Below are 23,141 nucleotides of genomic sequence, written 5' to 3' on the forward strand. Positions count from 1 at the left end.
AGGAGCGATCGGTCTCCCCGGAAGTGCTTCTTGAACCTGACGAGAATAACCTCTCTGGCCAGGTCAGACACAACATACAAGGAGCGAGCGCAGCTCGCGATGCGCCGCGCGGGCGGCGCTCGATCTCACCGACGCCGACTATTTCCAGACAGGCCTATTACTGAGCCACCGCCTGGCGTACCTGGCTTTCCAGCTCCTGACGCAAACCCGGGTCCAGCCGCAACTGACGGGCCAGTTCGTCCAGGTAAGCCCGCTCCATGAAGTTTTCCTGGTCGACCATCATCACGCTGGCCAGGTACATCTCGGCAGCCATCTCCGGCGTTTGCGCCGCACGCGCCACCTCCGCTGGGTCCAGCGGCTTGTTCAGCTCGGTATGCAGCCAGTGCTGCAGTTCGCGGTCGCTGTCCAGTCGGGTGAACTCGCCCTCGATCAGCGCCCGCTCGCGCTCATCGATGTGGCCATCGGACTTGGCCGCTGCCACCAGCGCCCGCAACACCGCCTGGCTGTGCTGCTCGACCTGAGCCGGCGGCAGGCGGTCGACGGTCTGCGGTTCGCCGGCCGTAACCTGCTGACGCGCCTGCCAGTTGCCGTAAGCCTTGTAAGCCAAGACGCCGAGCGCAGCCAGGCCGCCGTAGGTAAGGGCTTTGCCGCCATATTTACGCGCCTTCTTGCTGCCCAGCAGCAAACCCAGCGCGCCACCACCCAAAAGGCCACCGCCGGCCCCAGAAAGCAGGCCGCCAAGCCCGCTCGCGCCCGCCGCAGGTTTGCCGGAAGCCGATTGTTTGTTCAGCAACTCCTGGCCAGATTTCAGCAGTTGATCCAGCAGGCCACGGGTGTTCATGTGCAGCTCTCCAGGTGAAGGAAGTCAGCCGCCAGAGTAAAGCCTGCCTGCCCATGGGCTATGCACGGATTTGCTTCTGGATGTTGCATTGGCTGGCAAAAAGCCAACTAGACTCGACCACTGCCGCGACCAAAATCTCCAAGAAGAGGGAACACCATGTCAGTGCACAAGACCGCATTGCTCGGCGCCGCCACCTGCGCCGTACTGGCCAGCGCCAGCCTGCAGGCCGCCGAACCGCCCAAGGCCCTGGGTGCCGGCGAAGGGCGCCTGGACATCGTCGCCTGGCCCGGCTACATCGAGCGCGGTGAAAGCGACAAGGCCTACGACTGGGTGACCGGCTTCGAAAAGGAAACCGGCTGCAAGGTCAGCGTGAAAACCGCTGCCACCTCGGACGAGATGGTCAGCCTGATGACCAAGGGCGGCTACGACCTGGTCACCGCCTCGGGCGATGCGTCGCTGCGACTGATCGCCGGCAAGCGCGTACAGCCGATCAACACCGCACTGATCCCCAATTGGAAGACCATCGACCCGCGCCTGCAGAACGGCGGCTGGTACGTGGTCGACAAGCAGGTCTATGGCACCCCGTACCAGTGGGGGCCGAATGTGCTGCTGTACAACACCAACACCTTCAAACAGGCGCCGACCAGCTGGGGCGTGGTGTTCGTGCCGCAGGACCTGCCCGATGGCAAGCCGAACAAGGGCCGTGTACAGGCCTACGACGGGCCGATCTACATCGCCGACGCCGCGCTCTACCTGAAGTCGGCCAAGCCCGAACTGGGCATCAAGGACCCGTACGAACTGAACGAAGAACAGTACAAGGCCGTGCTGGAACTGCTGCGTCAGCAGCAGCCGCTGATTCACCGGTACTGGCATGACGCCACGGTGCAGATGAGCGACGTGAAGAACGAAGGCGTGGTCGCCTCCAGTTCCTGGGGCTACATGGTCAATGGCCTGAAGGCAGAGAACCAGCCAGTGGCCTCGACCATCCCCAAAGAGGGTGCAACCGGCTGGGCCGACACCACCATGCTGCACGCCGAGGCCAAGCACCCCAACTGCGCCTACAAATGGATGGACTGGTCGCTGCAGCCCAAGGTGCAGGGAGACGTGGCAGCCTGGTTCGGCTCGTTGCCGGCAGTGCCGGCGGCGTGTACCGGCAGCGAACTGCTGGGCGCCGAGGGCTGCAAGACCAATGGTTTCGATAACTTCGACAAAATCGCCTTCTGGAAAACCCCGCAGGCCCAAGGGGGCAAGTTCGTGCCGTATAGCCGCTGGACCCAGGATTACATCGCCATCATGGGTGGGCGCTGAGGTTGCCTGAATGCCTGTACTGACCTTTTCGCGGGCAAGCCCGCTCCCACAGGTTCTTAACCGCCTGCAAGGGTGGCGCTTCTCCTGTAAGAGCGGGCTTGCTCGCGAAGAGGCCGGCACAGGAGAACCCTTGTTGTCCGGAGCCCACGCATGCCCCTAGCCGTCCAGTTCACCCAGGTTTCCCGCACCTTCGGCGAGGTCAAGGCCGTCGACCAGGTCAGCATCGACATTATCGATGGCGAGTTCTTCTCCATGTTGGGCCCTTCCGGCTCGGGCAAGACCACCTGCCTGCGCCTGATCGCCGGCTTCGAACAACCCAGCAGCGGCTCGATCCGCATCCATGGCGTGGAGGCCGCTGGCGTGCCGCCCTATCAGCGTGACGTCAACACCGTGTTCCAGGACTATGCGCTGTTCCCGCACATGAACGTGCTCGACAACATCGCCTATGGCCTGAAGGTAAAAGGCGTAGCCAAGGCCGAACGCCACCGCCGTGCCGAAGAAGCCCTGGCGATGGTAGCCCTGGCCGGCTACGGCGCGCGCAAGCCGGCGCAGCTGTCTGGCGGCCAGCGCCAGCGCGTGGCCCTGGCCCGGGCGCTGGTCAACCGGCCACGGGTGCTGCTGCTGGACGAACCGCTTGGCGCGCTGGACCTGAAACTGCGCGAGCAGATGCAGGGCGAACTGAAAAAACTCCAGCGCCAACTGGGTATCACCTTCGTCTTCGTCACCCATGACCAGACTGAGGCGCTGTCGATGTCCGACCGCGTGGCAGTGTTCAACCGCGGCCGCATCGAGCAGGTCGACACCCCGCGCAACCTGTACATGAAGCCCGCCACCACGTTCGTCGCCGAGTTCGTCGGCACCTCTAACGTGGTGCGTGGCGAGCTGGCCCTGGCACTCAACGGCAGCCCGGCGCCCTTCTCCATCCGGCCCGAACATATCCGCTTGGGCGACCCTGTGGTAACCAGCCATGAAGTGCAGGTCAGCGGGCTGCTGCGCGATGTCCAGTACCAGGGCAGTGCTACCCGCTACGAATTGCAGCTGGACAGCGGCCAGTTGCTGGCGGTAAGCCAGGCCAACGACCGCTGGCAGGCGCAGGCCCAGGGCTGGCAGCCGGGGCAACGGGTGCAGGCGCACTGGCCACGCGAAGCGATGACGCTGTTGCAGGAAACCGAGGGCCGCTGACATGAGCACTTTGCGCGGCCTGTCCAACCTGCTGTACCGGCGCCCCAACCTGTATTTGGCACTGCTGTTGATCCCCCCGCTGACCTGGTTCGGCGCGATCTACCTCGGCTCGCTGCTGAACCTGTTGTGGCAGGGGTTCTATACCTTCGACGACTTCACCATGGCAGTGACCCCGGACCTCACCCTGGGCAACTTCGCCGCGCTGTTCAACCCGTCGAACTTCGACATCATCCTGCGCACCCTGGGCATGGCTGTAGCTGTATCGCTGGCCAGTGCGGTACTGGCTTTCCCCATCGCCTACTACATGGCGCGCTTCACCAGCGGCAAGACCAAGGCGTTTTTCTACATCGCAGTGATGATGCCGATGTGGGCCAGCTACATCGTCAAGACCTATGCCTGGACCCTGTTGCTGGCCAAGGGTGGGGTGGCCCAGTGGTTCGTCCAGCAACTGCACCTGGATGCCCTGCTGCAAGCAGTGCTGACGGTGCCGGGCGTGGGCGGCAGCACGCTGTCGACCTCGCACCTGGGGCGGTTCATGGTGTTCGTGTACATCTGGCTGCCGTTCATGATCCTGCCGATCCAGGCGTCGCTGGAGCGCTTGCCGCCGTCACTGCTGCAAGCCTCGGCGGACCTCGGCGCACGGCCCGGGCAAACCTTCTTGCAGGTGATTCTGCCATTGTCGATCCCCGGCATCGCCGCCGGCTCCATCTTCACCTTCTCGCTCACCCTGGGCGACTTCATCGTGCCGCAGCTGGTCGGCCCGCCCGGCTACTTCATCGGCAGCATGGTCTATGCCCAGCAAGGGGCGATCGGCAACATGCCGATGGCTGCCGCGTTCACCCTGGTGCCGATCGTGCTGATTGCCGTGTACCTGTCCATCGTCAAGCGCCTGGGGGCTTTCGATGCACTCTGAAAAAGCCTCCACGGGGCTTCGCCTGGCAGCCTGGGGCGGGCTGCTGTTTCTGCACTTCCCGATCCTGATCATCTTCCTGTATGCCTTCAATACCGAAGACGCGGCGTTCAGCTTCCCGCCCAAGGGCTTTACCCTGAAGTGGTTTGCCGTGGCCTTCTCCCGCCCCGATGTGCTGGAGGCGATCAAGCTGTCGCTGCAGGTAGCCTGCCTGGCCACGCTGATCGCCCTGGTGCTCGGCACCCTGGCCTCGGCAGCGCTGTACCGGCGCAGCTTTTTCGGCAAGGAGGGCATTTCGTTGATGCTGATCCTGCCCATCGCCCTGCCCGGCATCATCACCGGCATCGCCCTGCTCTCGGCGTTCAAAGCCTTGGGTATCGAGCCCGGGGTATTCACCATCGTGGTCGGCCACGCCACTTTCTGCGTGGTGATCGTCTACAACAACGTCATCGCCCGCCTGCGGCGTACTTCGCAGAGCCTGATCGAAGCCTCGATGGACCTTGGCGCCGATGGCTGGCAAACCTTCCGCTACATCGTCCTGCCCAACCTCGGCTCGGCACTGCTCGCCGGCGGCATGCTGGCCTTTGCCCTGTCGTTCGATGAAATCATCGTCACCACCTTTACCGCCGGCCACGAACGCACCCTGCCGATCTGGCTGCTCAACCAGCTCAGCCGACCCCGCGACGTACCCGTGACCAACGTGGTGGCCATGTTGGTGATGCTGGTAACCATGCTGCCAATTCTTGGCGCCTATTACCTGACCCGTGGCGGCGAAAGCGTTGCGGGCAGTGGCAAATGATCCTGGAGGAGTCCCCGATGCAAACGCAGATGCTGATCAATGGCCAACTGGTCGCTGGCCAAGGCCCTGCCTGGACCGTGCTCAACCCGGCGCTGGGCACCGCCCTGGCACAGATCAACGAGGCCACCGAGGCGCAGGTGGACAGCGCCGTGCGCGCCGCCGACCAGGCCTTTGACAGCTGGTCGCAGACCAGCCCCAAGGAGCGCGCGCAGGCCTTGCTGGCCTTGGCCGACGCCATTGAAGGGCATGGCGATGAACTGGCCCGGCTGGAATCGCAGAACTGCGGCAAGCCGCTCAGCGCCGCGCTCAATGACGAGATCCCGGCGATTGCCGACGTCTTCCGCTACTTTGCCGGTGCGGCACGTTGCCTGGGCGGTTCGGCGGCAGGCGAATACCTGCCGGGCCACACCTCGATGATCCGTCGCGACCCGTTGGGGGTGGTGGCCTCCATCGCACCGTGGAACTACCCGTTGATGATGCTGGCCTGGAAGATCGCCCCGGCCCTGGCAGCCGGCAACACGGTGGTGATCAAACCCTCCGAACTGACCCCGCTGACCGCCCTGCGGCTGGGTGAACTGGCCCAGGACCTGCTGCCGCCAGGCGTGCTGAACATTCTTTTCGGCCGGGGCCAGACCGTCGGCAACCCGCTGGTCAGCCACCCCAAGGTGCGCATGGTGTCGCTGACCGGCTCGATCCCCACGGGCGTGCACATCATCAGCGCCACCGCCGACAGCGTGAAACGCATGCACATGGAGCTGGGCGGCAAGGCGCCTGTGCTGGTGTTCGACGATGCCGATATCGACGCCGCCATCGACGGCATCCGCACCTTCGGCTTCTACAACGCCGGCCAGGACTGCACCGCAGCCTGTCGCCTGTACGTACAGGACGGGATCTACGAGCGCTTTGTCGAGCGCCTGGGTGCAGCAGTAGCGAGCCTGAAACCTGGCCTGCAGGAGGCCGAGGACACCGAGCTGGGGCCATTGATCAGTGCCCAGCATCGCGACAAGGTCGCCGGGCTGGTGCAGCGGGCCATTGCCCAGCCACACATTCGCCTGGTGACGGGTGGCAAGGCGATTGATGGCGAGGGTTTCTACTTCGAGCCGACCGTGCTGGCCGACGCCCTGCAGGACGACGAAATCGTGCGCAACGAAGTGTTCGGCCCGGTGGTGTCGGTCACCCGCTTCACAGACGAAGCGCAGGCGCTGGAATGGGCCAACGACTCCAACTACGGCCTGGCCTCATCGGTGTGGACCCGCGACACCGGCCGCGCCCACCGCCTGGCGGCGCGCTTGCAGTATGGCTGCACCTGGGTGAATACCCATTTCATGCTGGTCAGCGAAATGCCCCACGGCGGGCAGAAGCATTCCGGGTATGGGAAGGACATGTCGATGTATGGGCTGGAGGACTACACCTGTGTGCGGCATGTGATGATCAAGCATTGAGGAGGCACAGGGGTACGTCGGTAGATTTGTAACGCCAACGAGATCGAGCGCCGCCCGCGCGGCGCTCGATCTGAGCCCCAAACAAAATCCTCGCCAACCCCCGGCAAACTCGACGCCCCTAGTCCCGCAAATCAGACTCGTGAATCGGGTTGGCCCTGCTCGTGGCGCGTTGGTACTGCGCCGGCCAGGTGGCTTTGTTGCCGCCCAGATCGTCGTCGGCATGCAGCGGCCAGTACGGGTCGCGCAGCAGTTCGCGGGCCAGGAAGATGATATCGGCCTGCCCGGTGCGCAGGATGTGCTCGGCCTGGGCCGGTTCGGTGATCATGCCCACAGTGCCAGTGGCGATTTCCGATTCCTTGCGCACGCGCTCGGCGAAACGGGTCTGGTAGCCGGGGCCGGTGGGGATTTCGGCGTTTACTGAGGTGCCGCCAGAGGACACATCGATCAGGTCCACACCCAACCCGCGCAGGCGCCGGGCCAGTTCGACGGTTTCATCAGGGTTCCAACCATCTTCCACCCAGTCGGTTGCCGATACACGCACGAACAGTGGCAACTCCGCGGGCCAAACCTTGCGCACTGCCTCGACCACCTGCAGGGTCAGGCGGATGCGGTTTTCAAAGCTGCTACCGTACTCATCGCGGCGTTGGTTGCTCAGGGGTGATAGGAACTGGTGCAGCAGGTAGCCGTGCGCGGCGTGGATCTCCACCACCTTGAAACCGGCCTTCAAGGCGCGCTCGGTCGAGGCGACGAAGGCGCCAATCACATCCTGAATCTCGTCCTGGCTCAACTCACGCGGCGCGGTGTGTTGAGGGTCGAAGGCGATTTTCGACGGCCCCACCGGCTGCCAGCCGCCCTCTTCCAGTTTGACGCTACCTGGTTTGCCCAGCCATGGGCGATAGGTGCTGGCCTTGCGCCCGGCGTGGGCCAGCTGGATGCCAGCCACGGCGCCCTGGGCGGTGATGAAGCGGGTGATGCGTTGTAACGGGGCGATCTGCGCGTCGTCCCACAGGCCAAGGTCTTCGGCGGTGATGCGGCCATCGGCGGTAACCGCCACAGCTTCGGTGATCACCAGGCCCGCGCCACCTACGGCGCGGCTGCCAAGATGAACAAGGTGCCAGTCGTTGGCCAAGCCATCGACGGCGGAATACTGGCACATCGGCGACACGGCGATGCGGTTGGGCAGGGTCAACTGACGCAGGGTGTAAGGCTCGAGCAGCAGGCTCATGAGGGCACCTCCCAAGGACTCCAATGGTGATCCGGCCCGGACACTCAATTGCACGTCCCTGGCCCAGGTCCGGTCATAACTTCAGACTAGACCAGAATGGGTGGGGGGGAGGTTCCATGGGATTTGGGGTGGGGGGGGCCGGTTTCAGGCTCGAAAGTGATGTCGCCCAGGAGATCGAGCGCCGCCCGCTCGGCGCTTGATCTTACAAACGACATCGCTATCAAGGCAGGTACCCGGCAGCCCAAGCCGCCGTCACAGCCAAACACTCTGACAAGCATTTCAGATATTCCCTACAACCCGGATATGGTGATTCCCAGCCCGAGGAAATACCCTACAAGTCCTGTCGACTGGCGTCTGATTGTTCCTGGAAACACTGCCACTTAGTCTTTCCGGGTCGCTGAAATGTAGCGATGCGGGTGTGGAAACCCGGTCAATCTTCAAGTGCCTGTTGTAATGGCAGCTGTATGCGGGAGGCCTTTTGGCCTACCGGGTCCTTGAAGACCGGTTTTCCACCCTGCATACAGTTGCCGCCCTTCGTGTGGAAACGGCGGTGGCAACTCCTTTAGCCTTCAAGGAATTGCGATAACGATGACTACTGAAGACACCCAATTCACCGTCGGCAAAACCACGTTCTTCCAAGGTGAAAACCAGACCCATCCACTGTTTCGCATCGAAGCAGGCATTCCGTGCCGGGACGCCCGTGACCAGGCATCCGAATTGATGGGCTATGTGCGGGAGCTGACCATCGTCGGACTGATGGATGAGAAACCCATGATGATCTGGGCTGCGCACTACCTAAGTGCGTTGGCCAAGGCGCTGATGGATGATGCCGAGTTAGGCATGTCGCGTTGAGTTTGGTGTCACTGTTAACCGCTAAAGCTAGTAATTGCTCCATACACTAATGGTTGACCTCCCCACCTATCGCATCTTGCCCCGGCACACCGAGGCAACGGAAGGTTTCCCACAGCCAATTGCCCTAAGAGCCACATGAGCTTCGGAAAATCTTCTCAATCAGCAACTACCCTATCCTATCGAACTCACGACACCAAATGGCTAATGTCTCCTTGCCAACCACCATTACCTGGCCAACAACGGTTAAGGCAATGCACAAGACTTGAGACGCAGCCAATGCTAAAAGATTTCGCATCAAGTGACATATGCATACTAGACAACGCCATTACACACGAGGAACAAGTCAAACTTAACAACGCCTTCTCACATACCCTTTGGCGATATGACTGGCCAGTTAACTCTACGCCCTTCGCTCGCCCCTGCTGGCATTTCTTCATTGCAGGGAGCAAGCGTGAATCACTGGAATGTTGTGAACAAGAACTGGCTGCAAGCGAGCGCTGGGGATTCCTCATCAACATCTGGAAACGTCTATGTGCTGAACACATGGAAAACTCTAAACTCATCGGCGTATATGCAAACGGCCAGACCGCTGGACAGGACAGTCCAATTCACCGAGACAACCTGCAAAGCGAGCCGGGGCATACCGCAGTCCTTTTCTGTAACGACTATTGGGCAACGACATGGGGAGGTGAGCTTTTATTCTGCAATAACGCCAAGACTGACGTTATCGCTGCGGCGTCACCCAAACCAAGACGCATTGCAATCTTCGACGGTGAAATGCCGCACCGAGCTAAATCACCAACCATAGACTGCGATCGTCTGCGCACCACCATTGCTTTCAAGACAATAAACAGGGATTTTAAAATATGACTAAACGGGTCGAGATATTCGTCGCCCTGGTGGATAGGGTGGGGAGGCCTGGATTCCAAGCAGGCGCAGCTGCCGCAGTTCACGATCAGTTCAACACTGACAAGCAGGGTTTCACACTTGTGGTACAGGGTGCCCAGACAACCAGCGCAATTGCTTCTGTACTGTCAGTTACGCAAATGACTGCAGGCGCAGTTCCGTTTATAAATATCGTCACCAACACCCTGGCGGGCACGGTAACCTTTCTGAAAATTGTTGCCGAGTACCAGCCTGACGACGAGCCGAATATAGGGGACTACGTCAGCCTTGTAGGTAATGTAGCAGGCGTCGTAGCGGGTTTCGCAATACTAATAGCCGCACCTTGGGTCGCAGGCACTCTCACCGCCATATCACTGGGAGCCAGCTTAATTGGAACTTACAATTCGGCACTGGCAGAAAAAATCCAAACAACAATCACTCCTATAATCGACGCACTCATTAAACACGACATAACGAAAGAGACCGCAAATCCGATACTGGCGCCGAATCTGACAATAACAGACCCACAATCTATACATGAGCATTTTGGGGGACTAATACAAGTTATCACGTGGAACCCGGACACGTTGGAGATCAAACTGGACACCAGAACTTTAGAATCCTTCACTATCAATCAGCCAATAATACAGCCGGGAGGTGTCAACTCACCTATTACACCCCCTAACCCTCCTGCAAATGGAGGGGGAGCTTCGATAACAATAGGAATCGAAAGCGTTAATGGGCAAGTACCGACAGGACCAATCCCCTCGATCACCACTACAATAGGTGGAGGCCAAGACAAATATGCCTGTTGCTCCGCTCCGCAGCAAGATAAATACCGTTAACCAAAGCGAACCGATGGATTTTTTCCGATGCTGACTTGGTCGTCGTGGCTCCAAATGATGCATGCTTTGGAGCCGGCTAAACGGGTGACCTCCCTGTTATTCGTAGGCACTTTTTTTGCCTGTCTTGCACTCGCACACCTTACAGTGTGGAAAGAAGCACCAGAGCCTGTAACCGCTCCTTGGGTAAGTGTTAGGGCAGCGTTTGCATCCGCACCTGAAACCTGGGATTACGACAGGTCGCTTTACACTTTTCGTATTGCATACAAAGAGCCAAGCGGACAAGTCATCCAACGTCGGGTATATACACATAAAGCACGTTATGACGCTGCCAACATGAACAAGAAGACACCGCTCTTTGCCGAGATCGAAGATGCTTTGACTGGGCCTATTATCAGGCGGCTATCGACCGGAAGCGGAGTCCTGTACGAGCCAGCGCTCAAGGAGTATGTGATCGAAAAATACAACCGCAGTCTTTTGGAGGGAATTGTGTTTTTCTCATTGCTGAGCCTGGTTTCATTTATCGCAGCAGGCGTAATGCACTGGCAAAACCGGAAGCGCAAAATGCAATCCGAGATCAGCCAATAGCAATTGTATCTGTGCGGTTTTACCCGCCAAGCAGCCAACTTGGTGGATGGCACCGGCTTTGCCGGTGTTCGCGGCGGTTCGACGCCTGGACATGCTCGCTCCCACAGGAGTCGCGCTTGGCTTGCCGGCGATCGGCTGCAATACAGCCCTCTATTTGCCGTCAGCGCGGCTCCATGTGGGCAATCATCAACTGCACACTTTCATTACCGCGAAACTCGTTCACATCCAGTTTGTAAGCCAACTCGACCCAACGCACAGTCGGGTTCGGCCACACTTCGCGGTCGATGCCGAAGGCAATGCCATCCAGCCGTACCGAGCCACATTCGCTCTTGAGCACCACCTTCAGGTGCCGCTCTCCGACCACGCGCTGCTCCACCAACTGGAACACACCATGGAACAGCGGCTCAGGGAAGTGCTGGCCCCATGGGCCGGCATGGCGCAGGGCCTTGGCCAGGTCGAGGTGGAACTCCTCTACCGCCAGGCTGCCGTCGGACAACAGCCGGCCAGTCAGGTCTTCTTCGCGCAGTTGACGCCGCACCTCTTCGTCGAACGCTTCGGCAAACGCCGGGAAGTTAGCCTCTGGCAACGATAACCCGGCAGCCATGGCGTGGCCGCCGAACTTGCTGATCAGTTGCGGGTAGCGCGCCGCCACGGCATCCAGCGCATCGCGAATATGGAAGCCCGGTACCGAGCGCGCCGAACCTTTGAGCATGCCTTCACCGGCATCGGCAAAAGCGATGGTCGGCCGGTGGTAACGCTCCTTCAGGCGCGAAGCCAGGATACCGATCACGCCCTGATGCCAGTCCGCATCGAACAGGCACAAACCATACGGCATCGACTCCACCGGCAGGTCCTTGAGCTGGGCCAAGGCTTCGCGCTGCATACCCTGCTCGATGGACTTGCGGTCCTGGTTCAGGTCATCCAACTGCTGGGCCATGTCCTGGGCCAGCGCAGCGTCTTCACACAGCAGGCATTCGATACCCAGGCTCATGTCGTCCAGACGCCCGGCGGCGTTCAGCCGTGGGCCGAGGATGAAGCCAAGGTCGGTCGAAGTGATGCGTCGGTGATCACGACGCGCCACTTCAAGGATGGCCTTGAGCCCTGGCCGGGCCCGGCCGGCGCGGATGCGCTCCAGGCCCTGATGCACCAGGATGCGGTTGTTGGCATCCAGCGGCACCACGTCGGCAACACTGCCCAGTGCCACCAGGTCGAGCAGTTCCCCGATGTTCGGCTGCGGCTGCGATTCGTAACGGCCGAGACTGCGAAAGCGTGCACGCAGGGCCATCAGAACGTAGAAGATCACCCCTACCCCGGCCAGCGACTTGCTCGGGAAGCTGCAGCCCGGCTGGTTGGGGTTGATGATGGCATCGGCCTCGGGCAGCTGTTCGCCCGGCAGGTGGTGGTCGGTCACCAGCACCTTGAGCCCGGCAGCCTTGGCGGCGGCCACCCCATCGACACTGGAAATGCCGTTGTCCACGGTAATCAGCAATTGCGGCCGACGCTGCAGTGCCACCTCGACAATTTCCGGGGTCAGGCCGTAACCGTACTCGAAGCGATTGGGCACCAGGTAATCGACATGGGCCGCACCCAGCAGGCGCAGACCCAGTACCCCGACAGTGCTGGCGGTAGCTCCGTCGGCATCGAAGTCACCGACGATGAGGATGCGCTGGCGCTGTTCGATGGCTTCGACCAGCAGGTCCACACCGGCCTCGATGCCCTTGAGCTGCTGGTATGGCAGCAGGCGCGCCAGGCTTTTGTCCAGTTCAGCCTCGCTCTGCACGCCACGCGCGGCGTACAGGCGGGTCAGCAAGGGTGGCAGGTTACCCAGAAATGGCAGGGTCGGCGGCAGCGGGCGGGGTTCGATACGCATGGGTTGCTTCAACCACGCTCGCCGAGCAGCCACTGCAGTTGTACTTCATGCTGGCCACGGTCGTCAGTCACGAATACCGTACCTTCACTGATCATCACGTCCCACTTGATGCTACGCGGCATGTCGGTCGCCAGGGTTTCCAGCACCTCTTGCGGCACAGCGGCAATGCTCAGGTTCTTCAGGTTCTTGACCGCGCTCACCACTTTACCCTCCCACACTCGCAGGCTGCCGTAAGCCAGCAAGCTGGTGCGTTCGGTGCGACGCGAACACCAGGTCAGGCGATCGGCATCGGGCTGGCCAACTTCAATCCAGTGCAGCACGCGATCGTCCAGGCTCTTTTCCCACAGCGCCGGCTCATCGACATCCGACAGACCGCGGCCAAACGACAAGTTCTCGTTGTACCAGAGCGCGTACGCCAACAGACGAACGGCCATACGCTCTTCGGTTTCCGAAGGGTGCCGAGCGATAGTCTGTTTGACGCTTTCGTAGACGTTGCGATCAAGGTCGGTGAGATTCAATTCGAACTTGTAGGTGGTGGACGGCTGGGCCATGGTCGACGGGCTTCGTGCAAAAGAAAAGTGGCACAGTCTAACTCATCCACACTTTCCTTGCGCCGCAGCAGTACCCGGCGAAACCGACGTGTGATAAAACCACGGCTCTGCCCAACTGCCACGGATGCCCCATGTCGACGCCCAGCAAACCCCTCGCCGGTCTCAAAGTTGTCGAACTCGGCACCCTGATCGCCGGGCCGTTCGCTTCGCGAATTTGCGCCGAGTTCGGTGCCGAGGTGGTCAAGGTCGAATCGCCCGATGGCGGCGACCCGCTGCGCAAGTGGCGCAAGCTGTACGAGGGCACCTCGCTGTGGTGGTTCGTGCAGGCCCGCAACAAGCAGTCACTGACCCTCAACCTCAAGCACCCCGAAGGTCGCGAGGTGCTGAAGAAGCTGCTGGCCGAAGCCGACATCCTGATCGAGAACTTCCGCCCAGGCGTGCTGGAAAAGCTCGGCCTGGGCTGGGACGTGCTGCATGCCCTGAATCCACGCCTGGTGATGGTGCGCCTGTCGGGCTTTGGCCAGACCGGGCCGATGAAAGACCAGCCAGGCTTTGGCGCGGTAGGCGAGTCGATGGGCGGCCTGCGCTACATCACCGGCTTCGACGACCGCCCACCGGTACGCACGGGCATTTCCATCGGTGATTCGATTGCCGCCCTGTGGGGGGTGATCGGCGCGCTGATGGCGCTGCGCCATCGGGAGGTCAATGGTGGCCAGGGTCAGGTAGTGGACGTGGCGCTTTACGAGGCAATCTTCGCCATGATGGAAAGCATGGTCCCGGAGTTCGACGTGTTCGGTTTCATCCGCGAACGCACCGGCAACATCATGCCCGGCATTACCCCCTCCTCGATCCACACCAGCGCGGACGGCAAGCACGTGCAGATCGGCGCCAACGGCGATGCGATTTTCAAGCGCTTCATGCAGGCCATTGGCCGCGACGACCTGGCCAATGACCCGACTTTGGCCACCAACGATGGCCGCGACCTGCGCCGCGACGAGCTGTACGGGGTGATCGATCGCTGGGCCAACAGCCTGCCGCTCGAGCAGTTGATGCAGGTGCTGACCACCGCCGAGGTACCCGCCAGCCGCATTTATTCAGCCGAGGACATGTTCAACGACCCACAATACCTGGCGCGGGAAATGTTCCTGCAGGCCAGGCTGCCGGATGGCAAGCCGTTCAAGATGCCTGGCATCGTACCCAAATTGTCGGACACACCCGGTTCAACCGAGTGGGTTGGCCCGGCGTTGGGCGAACATACCGACGCGCTGCTTGGCAGCCTTGGGTACGACGCGGCGGCCATCGCCAACCTGCGCGCAGCAGGCACGGTCTGACTCTGGCGCTGCCCGGCCCCATGCGCGCTGTCCGCTGGTTACGTCACCTGCTCCTGCTGTGCGGGCTGCTGCCCGCGTTGGCACTACCCCCTGCCTGTGCCAAGGAGCGCATCTTCTGGCTGGTGCGCGACCTGCCGCCGTTCACCATTTTCGACGGCCCGGAAAAAGGTCAAGGGGTGGTGGACCAGCTGTTGCCACTGCTGATCGGGCAGATGCCCGAGTACGACCACAGCATTGTGCGTGTCAACCGCGCCCGTGGCATCCAGATGCTGCAAGACCGCAGCAACTTCACTTGCGACCCGACCCTGCTATGGACCCCGGAGCGTGCCAAGTACGTGCGCTTTTCCATGCCATCGCTGGGCGTGCTCAGCGGCGGCCTGGTGCTGCGCAAGGAGAACCAGGCGCTGGTGGCGCCCTACCTCGACGGCCAGGAAGTAAACCTGCATGGGCTGCTGAGCGAGACACCGCTGAAGCTTGGAATTGTTGCCGAGCGCAGCTATGGCACGCAGATCGACAGCATCCTGCGTCAGCTGCCCGATACGTCGCTCAGCCGCCACTATGGCAACGACGCCACTGCCAACCTGCTGCAAATGCAAAAACTGGGGCGCCTGCGCATGGTGCTCGGCTACTGGCCCGAGGTCCGCTACCTGATCCAGCAACAAGGCGGGGTACTGGCTGATTACCAGTTTCATCCGGTGCAGGGGGTGGACCGTTACCAGTTTCTGCACGTGGGTTGCTCGGACAGCCCTTTGGGGCGCGAAGCGATCGCGCATATCGATCAGCTGTTACCTGCACTGCGCCGGGATGTGTTGCCGGGGCTGTATGCGCGCTGGCTGGACGCGGGGTTGCATGAAGGCTATCTGCAAGAAAGCAAGCGCTTCTTCGAGGACCGGTAACACCCACATAAGCGCGCAGTTTGCATAAAAAGAAACCCCGGGCGCTGGGGAAGACGCCCGGGGCCAAGCGAAAGTCCTTGGGGACTTCCCGTGACAGCCTTGCCAGCGCCGGAGCAAAGCGCTGGCTGGCTGCCCCTACAGTGTCTGATAAGCCACTCAGGCAAAGGTTCCCTGCGGTTGCTGGCGCTGCTGGAGTGCTGCAATCACACAAGGTTGCAATCGCCCCTCGGCGATCTGCAGGTCACGGTGCAGACCATCCACCAGATCGATCAACAGGCGTTGCTCCTGCAACTGCCGCTCACTGACGGTGCGCTGCAAGGTGATGCCGGCGAGGGGGTCGTGAACGGTCAGTTGGCGGTTACCGCTGGCATCTGCGATGCCAAGGTCGGTCTGGTAGGGGCTCAGGGCGTCGTTGAGCAGGCTGCAGATTCTTTCCATCCGGATCACTCGCTGCGTGGTGGGATATAAAGGAACTGACCAACAGACGCAGCGGAAAGTTCGTCATGCCGCGCGTTGTTCAGTGAGCATGCGGGGCTGACATGACAGTTTGAATACGCCGCCCTGGGCGCACCTGCAAGGTTTGCAGGGCGTGCTGCAGGCGCGGCATCGACAGCGGCCAGGGCAGCTCCGCGAGTACCCAAAGGCCTCTGTTTCTCGCCTCTTGAGCAAGGTCATGGCACTTGGGAACGGCCTGGCCGACGAACAGCAGCGCACGTGCAAGGGGCTGCCGGGCCAGCAAGGCAAGGCCGGCCCTGGTGGGCATGGCATGGTCGAGGATCACAAGGTCGGGACGACGCTCAGCGACGATACAGGCATCGAGGTCGGTGGTGCTGGCACTGATGCGCACGTCGAAGACGCCCTGGGCATTCAGGGCCTGGTGCAGGAGGATCTGGTGAGATGGGCGCGCCTGGTGGATGAGTACGGAGGTCTGGTGCATGAGCCGCTCCTGGTAGCAGGACCGACTAAGTTAGGCGCTGCGCTTGGCGACCTACATAGGGCGTTTCTGATAGCGCTGTAGGAAAAGACCGAGAACCTGGGGCCGCTTCGCGACCCCAGGGACCAACGCGATTACAACGGTTTGCCGCGGTTGCCGTGCTGGCTGACAAAGCCCTGTACCGCCTTCAGGTCATTGGCCAGCACCGTGCAACGCTCTTCACGGCTGAACAGGTCGCTGAGGTGCGCTGGCAGTTCCAGTGCCTTGCCCACACCGGCCTTCTCCACCGCTTCGGGGAACTTGACCGGGTGCGCGGTACCCAGCACCACCATCGGCGTGTCCAGGCTGCGGCGGCACTCGCGAGCGGCCTTGACGCCAATCGCAGTGTGCGGGTCAAGCACTTCGCCGGTTGCGGCAAACACTTCGGCGATGGTCTCGCAGGTTTGCTCGTCGCTGACGGCCAGCGAGTCGAACAGCTTGCGCGCTTCGGTCCAGCGGTCTTGCTCGACGCTGAAGCCGCCACCTTGTTTGAAGTTGTCCATCAGCTCGGCAATCGCGCCACCGTTGCGGCCGTGCAGGTCGAACAGCAGGCGCTCGAAGTTGGACGAAACCATGATGTCCATCGACGGCGACAGGGTCGCATGCAGGGTTTCCTTGACGTACTGATTGCCGCTCATGAAGCGGTGCAGGATGTCGTTACGGTTGGTGGCGACGATCAGCTGGCTGACCGGCAGGCCCATGTTGCGAGCCAGGTAACCGGCGAAGATGTCGCCGAAGTTGCCGGTTGGCACCGAGAATGCCACCGAACGCGCCGGGCCACCCAACTGCAGGGCTGCATGGAAGTAGTAGACGATCTGGGCCATGATCCGCGCCCAGTTGATCGAGTTGACCGCCACCAGGCGGGTGCCCTTGAGGAACGACTGGTCGGCGAAACTGGCCTTGACCATTTCCTGGCAGTCATCGAAGTTGCCTTCGATGGCGATGTTGTGGATGTTGTCACCGAAGATGGTGGTCATCTGCCGGCGCTGCACTTCCGACACACGCTGGTGCGGGTGCAGGATGAAGATGTCGACGTTGTCGCAACGGCGGCAGCCTTCGATGGCGGCGGAACCCGTGTCGCCACTGGTGGCACCGACAATGACCACGCGCTCGTTGCGCTTGGCCAGTACGTGGTCGAGCAGGCGGCCGAGCAGTTGCAGGGCAAAGTCCTTGAACGCCAGGGTCGGGCCGTGGAACAGTTCCAGCACCCATTCGTTGCTGTTCAGCTGGCGCAGCGGGGCCACCGCTGCATGGGCGAACTCACCGTAGGTTTCTTCGAGGATTTTCTTGAAGTCGGCATCGGCAATGCTGCCTTCGACGAACGGGCGCATGACCCGGAAGGCCAGTTCGTGGTACGGCAGGCCAGCCCACGAGGCGATTTCTTCCTGGGTGAAACGTGGCAGGTTTTCCGGCACGTACAAGCCGCCGTCACTGGCCAGGCCAGCCAGCAGCACGTCTTCAAAATTCAGGGCCGGTGCCTGGCCGCGGGTACTGATATAGCGCATGGGTGCAAACCTTCGATGCTGAGGCCCGGGCCGCACCGGCGGCCCGAGAACAAAATTAATTGAGCTGTTCGACGCGGATACGCACAACCTTGCCGACCACGTCCTGCAGGGCTTCCAGGGCGACGATGGCATCATTGATGCGCTGCTCGACCACGCGGTGGGTCAGCAGGATCATCGGCACCAGGCCGTCCTGCTCCTCGGCTTCCTTCTGCATGATCGACTCGATGTTGATGCCACGCTCCGAGAGGATGCTGGCCACCTGGGCCAGGACGCCCGGGTGATCCTTGGCCTGGATGCGCAGGTAGTAGGCGCTTTCGCAGGCTTCGATCGGCAGGATCGGGTGAGCCGACAGCGAATCCGGCTGGAAGGCCAGGTGCGGCACGCGGTTTTCCGGGTCGGAGGTCATGGCACGGACCACGTCGACCAGGTCGCCGACCACCGACGAAGCGGTAGGCTCCATGCCGGCGCCAGCACCGTAGTACAGGGTTGAACCGGCAGCGTCGCCGTTGACCATGACGGCGTTCATGACGCCGTTGACGTTGGCGATCAGGCGGTCGGCCGGGATCAGCGTCGGGTGCACGCGCAACTCGATGCCCTCGGCGGTGCGGCGGGCCACGCCCAGGTGCTTGATGCGGTAGCCCAGCGCTTCGGCGTAGTTCACGTCAGCGGTGGTCAGCTGGGTGATGCCCTCGGTGTAGGCCTTGTCGAACTGCAGCGGGATACCAAAGGCAATGGATGCCAGGATGGTCAGCTTGTGCGCAGCATCGATGCCCTCGACGTCGAAGGTGGGGTCGGCTTCGGCATAGCCCAGCGCCTGCGCTTCGGCCAGCACGTCCGGGAAGGCACGGCCCTTTTCGCGCATTTCGGTGAGGATGAAGTTGCCAGTGCCGTTGATGATCCCGGCCAGCCAGTTGATGCGGTTGGCCGACAGGCCTTCGCGGATGGCCTTGATCACCGGGATGCCACCGGCCACGGCTGCTTCGAAGGCGACGATCACACCCTTCTCGCGGGCCTTGGCGAAAATTTCGTTACCGTGCACGGCGATCAGCGCCTTGTTGGCGGTGACCACGTGCTTGCCGTTTTCGATGGCCTTGAGCACCAGGTCGCGGGCGATGGTATAGCCACCGATCAGCTCGATGACAATGTCGATCTCCGGGTTGCTCGCAACTTCGAACACGTCAGCGGTAATGGGGGTACCGGTAATCTGGCAGTTCGGGTTCTGCGAGCGCATGGCGATCTGTGCCACTTCAATACCGCGCCCGGCACGGCGGGCAATCTCCTCGGCGTTGCGCTGAAGTACATTGAAGGTTCCGCCACCGACGGTCCCCAACCCACAGATGCCTACTTTGACCGGTTTCACTGTGAACTCCCCATTGAACGGCCGGCACCTTTGCCGACCGTGAAACATGCCGTCACCCCATGACGACGGCGTACTGAATTGGATTACTTGGCCAGCGCCAGCTTGGCAACCTGCGGTGCCGGCTGGTAGCCCGGAATGACCTGGCCGCTTTCAAGCACGATGGCCGGCGTGCCGTTGACACCGATCGACTGGCCCAGCTGGAACTGCTTGCCGACCGGGTTGGCACACTTGGCAGCCTTGATTTCTTCGCCTTCGACCATCTTGTCCATCGCCGCACGGCGGTCACTGGAGCACCACACCGCCTGCAACTGCTGGTCACCCGGCGAACCGAGGCCCTGGCGCGGGAAGGCGACATAGCGCACTTCGATACCGCGGCGGTTCAGCTCAGGCACTTCGGCGTGCAGCTTGTGGCAATAAGGGCAGGTGGTGTCGGTGAACACGGTGATATGCGACTTGGTTTCACCCTTGGCAGGATAAACCACCATCTCGGCGGCTGGAATGCCGTTGATGAGCTTGGCGATGCCCTGGCGTTCGGTCTTTTCGGTGAGGTTGACCGGCTTACCGTCCTGGATCTGGAACAGGTAACCCTGCATCACGAACTGGCCATCGGCACTGGCGTACAGCACGCGACCGCCCTGCAGCTTGACTTCGTACAGGCCATTCAGCGGGCTGCTGGCCACGCTTTCCACGGGCACTTCGAGCTCAAGGTTTTGCAATGATTTACGGATGGCCTGCTCGGCACCGGCATTGCTGTCGGTGGTCGCGGCAACGGCAAAGGTACTGGCCAGCGCCAACGCGGCGGCGGCGAAAAACTGGGTCACGCGCATGGGAACTCCTGAAGGCGGACAGGGGCCGGGGGACGTCACCTGCGGAAAATACGCGGTGAACATGCGGCCCTTGGTGCAAACCGCCCAAGCCTACCACATCACACTGCCGGTGAAGGGGCTTGCAAGGACCGGTCGGCGGAACATGAAAAACATTCATCCACGGGGATGATGCTGAGCGTGCAGTTGCTGCAGCCGGGCCTTGGCCACGTGGGTGTAGATCTGCGTGGTCGAAAGGTCGCTGTGGCCCAGCAGCATCTGCACCACACGCAGGTCGGCGCCATGGTTGAGCAGGTGGGTGGCGAAGGCATGACGCAAGGTGTGCGGTGACAGCGGCTTGTCGATGCCGGCCACGCGGGCATGGTGCTTGATGCGGTGCCAGAAGGTCTGCCGTGTCATCTGCTCGCCGCGCAGGCTGGGGAACAGCACATCGCTGGGGCGGCCGTTGAGCAGTTCGGCGCGGCCATCGCGCAAGTAGCGCTCCAGCCACACCACCGCTTCTTCGCCCATGGGCACCAGGCGTTCCTTGCTGCCCTTGCCCATTACCCGCAGTACACCTTGGCGCAGGTTGACCTGGTCGAGGGCCAGGCTGACCAGTTCGGTGACGCGCAGGCCGCAGGCATACAGCACTTCGAGCATGGCACGGTCGCGCTGGCCGATGGCCTCGCCCAGGTCCGGGGCTTGCAGCAAGGCCTCGACATCCGCTTCGGACAGCGACTTGGGCAATGGTTTGCCCAGTTGCGGCATTTCGACTTGCAGGGTCGGGTCAATGTCCACCAGCTTTTCCCGCAGCAAATAACGGAAGAAGCCGCGCAGGCCGGACAGGAAACGCGCCGTCGAGCGTGGTTTGTAGCCTTGGTCAAGGCGCCAGGCCAGGTGGTCGAGGATCAGCGCTCGACCGGCGTCGGGCAGCGACACCGAGTGTTCCTGCAACCAGCCATTGAACAATGCGAGGTCGCTGCGATAGGAAACGCGGGTGTTGTCGGACAAGCCTTTTTCCAGCCACAGGGCATCCAGGAACTGGTCGATCAGGGGGTGGTCTAGGGCTGGCATGAAATCTCGGTGGCAAACGACGAAATGGCGCTTAGTCTTTCATAACAACGCTGGCATAGGGAGCCCGCATGAGCGAACAGCAGATCCTTCTGAGTGTGGGTGGCATCGGTGCCGCTGCGCTCGCTTGCCAGTGGCTGGCCTGGCGACTGAAGCTGCCAGCCATCCTGTTCCTGCTGCTGTGCGGCATCGTGGCCGGCCCACTGCTTGGCTGGCTGTCCCCCGAAGCACTGTTCGGCCCGCTGCTGATGCCTCTGGTTTCACTGGCCGTGGCGTTGATCTTGTTCGAAGGCAGCCTGACCCTGCACGTCTCGCAATGGCGGGAGATCGGCAGCGTGGTGCACCGCCTGGTAACCATCGGGGCACTGACCACCTGGCTGGTGATCGCCCTGGCCACCCACTGGCTGCTGGGCTTCGAATGGCCGCTGGCAATCCTGTTCGGCGCCCTCACCCTGGTGACCGGGCCCACAGTGATCGTACCCATGCTGCGGGTGGTACGGCCTAACGCGACGATCGGCAATATCCTGCGCTGGGAGGGCATCGTCATCGACCCGATCGGCGCCCTGCTTGCGGTCGTGGTCTACAGCTTCATCATTGCCAGTGGTGACGGCCTGAGCCAGAGCCTGTTCACCTTTGCCGGGGTCATTCTGTGCGGCTGCGCACTGGGCGCAGCCGGGGGCTGGCTGCTGGGGCAAGTCATGCGCGAGCAGTGGCTGCCGGAATACCTGCATAACCTGGCATCCCTGGCCGCCGTGCTGGGTATCTTCATTGCCGCCAACCAGATCGTCCACGAGTCCGGGCTGCTGGCCGTGACGGTCATGGGCATGTGGCTGGCCAACATGCGCGGCGTGGATGTGCGGCAGATTCTGCACTTCAAGGAAAACCTCAGCGTCCTGCTGATTTCAGGCCTGTTCATCCTGCTGGCCGCGCGCCTGGACCTGCAGGCCCTGCTATCCCTCGGCCCAGCAGTTCTGGCCCTGCTGCTGGTGATCCAGTTGCTGGCAAGGCCGTTGAACGTACTGGTTTCCACCGCCGGGTCTTCGCTGAACTGGCGCGAACGCGCCTTGCTGGCCTGGATTGCACCACGCGGGATCGTTGCGGCGGCGGTTTCAGCGGTATTCGCCATCCGCCTGGACCAGGCGGGCCACGCCTCAGCCTTGTTGCTGGTGCCGCTGACCTTCGCCGTGATCATCGGCACGGTAGTGCTGCAAAGCGCTACTGCCCGCCCGCTGGCGCGGCTGCTCAAGGTTGCCGAACCTGCCCCCAGTGGCTTTCTGCTGGTGGGCGCCAACCCGCCTGCGCGCACGCTGGCCAAAGCATTGCAGCAACTCGGTTGCCGCGTCCTGCTGACAGACTCAAGCTGGGAAAACATCCGCGCCGCGCGCATGGATGGCCTGCCCACCTATTTCGGTAACCCGGCTTCGCAGCATGCCGACGCACATCTGGACCTGGTGGGCCTGGGGCACCTGCTGGGCGTTTCGCCCGCCGGCGAAATCAACGCGCTGGCCTGCGCACGGTTTCGCCATGATTTTGGCCACAAGCGGCTGTTCGTGTTGGCCAGCGGCCTGGAAAACCAGCGCAGCGACAAGCATCGAGCCAGCGAAGAACACCGCGGCCAGTTGCTGGGCTCAAAGCCGATGACCTACGTGCAATTGGCCACCCGCCTGCATCAGGGCAGCGAGTTGTTCAGCACGACACTCACCGAAGCCTTCGGTTGGCCGCAGTACCAGGCACTGCATGGTGAACGTGCCACTTTGCTGTTCGCCCGAGACAACCATGGCTGGGTTCATGTCGCCTGTCCGGACACACCCTTGCAGCCCACGGCCGGCTGGACGCTGCTGTCATTGATCGATCCACAGCCACAAGCGCCGCTGGCAGAGGCAGAAAAAACGCTGGGCGCCTCGTAG

General features: G+C 61.9%; 22 protein-coding genes. 12 read left to right on the forward strand and 10 right to left on the reverse strand.

Translation table 11 applies throughout. The annotated features are described in order from the left end of the window. Positions 1–157: 157 nt before the first annotated feature. Positions 158–841, reverse strand: coding sequence for a tellurite resistance TerB family protein (locus tag OO258_RS00005; RefSeq protein WP_266028327.1), 684 nt, complete (start codon positions 839–841; stop codon positions 158–160). A gap of 156 nt (positions 842–997) precedes the next feature. On the opposite strand from OO258_RS00005, the gene ydcS reads away from it, so the two are divergent. The 5 genes from ydcS to OO258_RS00030 all read left to right on the forward strand — a co-directional run bounded on the left by ydcS (position 998) and on the right by OO258_RS00030 (position 6,482). Then, positions 998–2,149, forward strand: a complete 1,152-nt coding sequence (ydcS, locus tag OO258_RS00010) for a putative ABC transporter substrate-binding protein YdcS (RefSeq protein ID WP_266028328.1) — start codon at positions 998–1,000, stop codon at positions 2,147–2,149. A gap of 150 nt (positions 2,150–2,299) precedes the next feature. Further along, entirely contained in the window at positions 2,300–3,331 is a 1,032-nt protein-coding gene (locus OO258_RS00015) for an ABC transporter ATP-binding protein (protein WP_266028329.1), read from the forward strand. Position 3,332: 1 nt separating this feature from the next. After that, the gene (locus OO258_RS00020) at positions 3,333–4,244 is read left to right on the forward strand and encodes an ABC transporter permease (protein ID WP_266028330.1); all 912 of its coding nucleotides are present in this window, start codon (positions 3,333–3,335) and stop codon (positions 4,242–4,244) included. After that, positions 4,234–5,040, forward strand: a complete 807-nt coding sequence (locus tag OO258_RS00025) for an ABC transporter permease (RefSeq protein ID WP_266028332.1) — start codon at positions 4,234–4,236, stop codon at positions 5,038–5,040. The genes OO258_RS00020 and OO258_RS00025 overlap by 11 nt, the downstream gene beginning before the upstream one ends. A gap of 17 nt (positions 5,041–5,057) precedes the next feature. After that, positions 5,058–6,482: a gamma-aminobutyraldehyde dehydrogenase gene (locus tag OO258_RS00030; protein WP_266028334.1), complete on the forward strand. Its 1,425-nt coding sequence runs from the start codon at positions 5,058–5,060 to the stop codon at positions 6,480–6,482. 118 nt (positions 6,483–6,600) lie between these two features. On the opposite strand, the gene OO258_RS00035 is transcribed toward OO258_RS00030, so the two are convergent. Next, positions 6,601–7,707, reverse strand: coding sequence for an NADH:flavin oxidoreductase/NADH oxidase (locus OO258_RS00035; RefSeq protein ID WP_266028335.1), 1,107 nt, complete (start codon positions 7,705–7,707; stop codon positions 6,601–6,603). Between the two features lie 588 nt (positions 7,708–8,295). Between OO258_RS00035 and OO258_RS00040 the strand changes: the two genes are divergently transcribed. The 4 genes from OO258_RS00040 (at position 8,296) to OO258_RS00055 (ending at position 10,874) form a co-directional block, all read left to right on the forward strand. After that, complete coding sequence (locus OO258_RS00040) at positions 8,296–8,559, forward strand: DUF3077 domain-containing protein (protein WP_266028336.1); 264 nt, start codon at positions 8,296–8,298, stop codon at positions 8,557–8,559. Positions 8,560–8,835: 276 nt separating this feature from the next. Further along, complete coding sequence (locus OO258_RS00045; RefSeq protein ID WP_266028337.1) at positions 8,836–9,429, forward strand: 2OG-Fe(II) oxygenase; 594 nt, start codon at positions 8,836–8,838, stop codon at positions 9,427–9,429. Further along, positions 9,426–10,289 (forward strand): hypothetical protein, encoded by an 864-nt coding sequence (locus tag OO258_RS00050; RefSeq protein ID WP_266028339.1) that lies wholly within the window; start codon positions 9,426–9,428, stop codon positions 10,287–10,289. Before OO258_RS00045 ends, OO258_RS00050 begins: the two co-directional genes overlap by 4 nt. Positions 10,290–10,316: 27 nt before the next feature. Beyond that, positions 10,317–10,874, forward strand: a complete 558-nt coding sequence (locus OO258_RS00055) for a hypothetical protein (protein WP_266028340.1) — start codon at positions 10,317–10,319, stop codon at positions 10,872–10,874. A 160-nt stretch (positions 10,875–11,034) separates the two neighbouring features. Here OO258_RS00055 and recJ read toward each other — a convergent pair whose 3' ends face one another. Next, positions 11,035–12,744, reverse strand: a complete 1,710-nt coding sequence (gene recJ, locus OO258_RS00060; protein WP_266028342.1) for a single-stranded-DNA-specific exonuclease RecJ — start codon at positions 12,742–12,744, stop codon at positions 11,035–11,037. Positions 12,745–12,752: 8 nt separating this feature from the next. Continuing rightward, positions 12,753–13,295 carry a YaeQ family protein gene (locus tag OO258_RS00065; protein WP_003252169.1) on the reverse strand — a complete coding sequence of 181 codons (543 nt, stop codon included), beginning with the start codon at positions 13,293–13,295 and terminating at the stop codon, positions 12,753–12,755. Positions 13,296–13,426: 131 nt separating this feature from the next. Here OO258_RS00065 and OO258_RS00070 point away from each other — a divergent pair, with 131 nt between their 5' ends. Continuing rightward, complete coding sequence (locus OO258_RS00070; RefSeq protein WP_266028343.1) at positions 13,427–14,626, forward strand: CaiB/BaiF CoA transferase family protein; 1,200 nt, start codon at positions 13,427–13,429, stop codon at positions 14,624–14,626. Between the two features lie 20 nt (positions 14,627–14,646). After that, the gene (locus tag OO258_RS00075; RefSeq protein ID WP_266028345.1) at positions 14,647–15,522 is read left to right on the forward strand and encodes a TIGR02285 family protein; all 876 of its coding nucleotides are present in this window, start codon (positions 14,647–14,649) and stop codon (positions 15,520–15,522) included. 156 nt (positions 15,523–15,678) lie between these two features. On the opposite strand, the gene OO258_RS00080 is transcribed toward OO258_RS00075, so the two are convergent. The 6 genes from OO258_RS00080 to xerD all read right to left on the reverse strand — a co-directional run bounded on the left by OO258_RS00080 (position 15,679) and on the right by xerD (position 21,237). Then, a complete protein-coding gene (locus OO258_RS00080) occupies positions 15,679–15,960 on the reverse strand; it encodes a DUF3509 domain-containing protein (RefSeq protein ID WP_266028346.1) in 282 nt (93 codons plus the stop codon). Positions 15,961–16,039: 79 nt separating this feature from the next. Next, positions 16,040–16,459, reverse strand: a complete 420-nt coding sequence (locus tag OO258_RS00085) for a histidine kinase (protein WP_266028347.1) — start codon at positions 16,457–16,459, stop codon at positions 16,040–16,042. Between the two features lie 131 nt (positions 16,460–16,590). Beyond that, entirely contained in the window at positions 16,591–18,000 is a 1,410-nt protein-coding gene (gene thrC, locus OO258_RS00090; RefSeq protein WP_266028349.1) for a threonine synthase, read from the reverse strand. 55 nt (positions 18,001–18,055) lie between these two features. Then, positions 18,056–19,360, reverse strand: a complete 1,305-nt coding sequence (locus tag OO258_RS00095; protein WP_110748022.1) for a homoserine dehydrogenase — start codon at positions 19,358–19,360, stop codon at positions 18,056–18,058. A gap of 83 nt (positions 19,361–19,443) precedes the next feature. Further along, positions 19,444–20,187 carry a DsbC family protein gene (locus OO258_RS00100; RefSeq protein ID WP_110748018.1) on the reverse strand — a complete coding sequence of 248 codons (744 nt, stop codon included), beginning with the start codon at positions 20,185–20,187 and terminating at the stop codon, positions 19,444–19,446. 153 nt (positions 20,188–20,340) lie between these two features. Then, positions 20,341–21,237: a site-specific tyrosine recombinase XerD gene (xerD, locus tag OO258_RS00105; RefSeq protein WP_110748015.1), complete on the reverse strand. Its 897-nt coding sequence runs from the start codon at positions 21,235–21,237 to the stop codon at positions 20,341–20,343. A gap of 68 nt (positions 21,238–21,305) precedes the next feature. Here xerD and OO258_RS00110 point away from each other — a divergent pair, with 68 nt between their 5' ends. After that, positions 21,306–23,141 carry a cation:proton antiporter gene (locus OO258_RS00110; RefSeq protein ID WP_110748011.1) on the forward strand — a complete coding sequence of 612 codons (1,836 nt, stop codon included), beginning with the start codon at positions 21,306–21,308 and terminating at the stop codon, positions 23,139–23,141.

It is taken from the genome of Pseudomonas sp. DCB_BI (genome assembly GCF_026240995.1).
In the GTDB taxonomy this organism is placed as follows: Bacteria; Pseudomonadota; Gammaproteobacteria; order Pseudomonadales; family Pseudomonadaceae; genus Aquipseudomonas.

Bases quoted from the DNA above. Each gene is read 5' to 3' on its own strand.
- OO258_RS00005 (WP_266028327.1), bottom strand. From the start codon at position 841: ATGAACACCCGTGGCCTGCTGGATCAACTGCTGAAATCTGGCCAGGAG.
- ydcS (WP_266028328.1), top strand. From the start codon at position 998: ATGTCAGTGCACAAGACCGCATTGCTCGGCGCCGCCACCTGCGCCGTA.
- OO258_RS00015 (WP_266028329.1), top strand. From the start codon at position 2,300: ATGCCCCTAGCCGTCCAGTTCACCCAGGTTTCCCGCACCTTCGGCGAG.
- OO258_RS00020 (WP_266028330.1), top strand. From the start codon at position 3,333: ATGAGCACTTTGCGCGGCCTGTCCAACCTGCTGTACCGGCGCCCCAAC.
- OO258_RS00025 (WP_266028332.1), top strand. From the start codon at position 4,234: ATGCACTCTGAAAAAGCCTCCACGGGGCTTCGCCTGGCAGCCTGGGGC.
- OO258_RS00030 (WP_266028334.1), top strand. From the start codon at position 5,058: ATGCAAACGCAGATGCTGATCAATGGCCAACTGGTCGCTGGCCAAGGC.
- OO258_RS00035 (WP_266028335.1), bottom strand. From the start codon at position 7,707: ATGAGCCTGCTGCTCGAGCCTTACACCCTGCGTCAGTTGACCCTGCCC.
- OO258_RS00040 (WP_266028336.1), top strand. From the start codon at position 8,296: ATGACTACTGAAGACACCCAATTCACCGTCGGCAAAACCACGTTCTTC.
- OO258_RS00045 (WP_266028337.1), top strand. From the start codon at position 8,836: ATGCTAAAAGATTTCGCATCAAGTGACATATGCATACTAGACAACGCC.
- OO258_RS00050 (WP_266028339.1), top strand. From the start codon at position 9,426: ATGACTAAACGGGTCGAGATATTCGTCGCCCTGGTGGATAGGGTGGGG.
- OO258_RS00055 (WP_266028340.1), top strand. From the start codon at position 10,317: ATGCTGACTTGGTCGTCGTGGCTCCAAATGATGCATGCTTTGGAGCCG.
- recJ (WP_266028342.1), bottom strand. From the start codon at position 12,744: ATGCGTATCGAACCCCGCCCGCTGCCGCCGACCCTGCCATTTCTGGGT.
- OO258_RS00065 (WP_003252169.1), bottom strand. From the start codon at position 13,295: ATGGCCCAGCCGTCCACCACCTACAAGTTCGAATTGAATCTCACCGAC.
- OO258_RS00070 (WP_266028343.1), top strand. From the start codon at position 13,427: ATGTCGACGCCCAGCAAACCCCTCGCCGGTCTCAAAGTTGTCGAACTC.
- OO258_RS00075 (WP_266028345.1), top strand. From the start codon at position 14,647: ATGCGCGCTGTCCGCTGGTTACGTCACCTGCTCCTGCTGTGCGGGCTG.
- OO258_RS00080 (WP_266028346.1), bottom strand. From the start codon at position 15,960: ATGGAAAGAATCTGCAGCCTGCTCAACGACGCCCTGAGCCCCTACCAG.
- OO258_RS00085 (WP_266028347.1), bottom strand. From the start codon at position 16,459: ATGCACCAGACCTCCGTACTCATCCACCAGGCGCGCCCATCTCACCAG.
- thrC (WP_266028349.1), bottom strand. From the start codon at position 18,000: ATGCGCTATATCAGTACCCGCGGCCAGGCACCGGCCCTGAATTTTGAA.
- OO258_RS00100 (WP_110748018.1), bottom strand. From the start codon at position 20,187: ATGCGCGTGACCCAGTTTTTCGCCGCCGCCGCGTTGGCGCTGGCCAGT.
- xerD (WP_110748015.1), bottom strand. From the start codon at position 21,237: ATGCCAGCCCTAGACCACCCCCTGATCGACCAGTTCCTGGATGCCCTG.
- OO258_RS00110 (WP_110748011.1), top strand. From the start codon at position 21,306: ATGAGCGAACAGCAGATCCTTCTGAGTGTGGGTGGCATCGGTGCCGCT.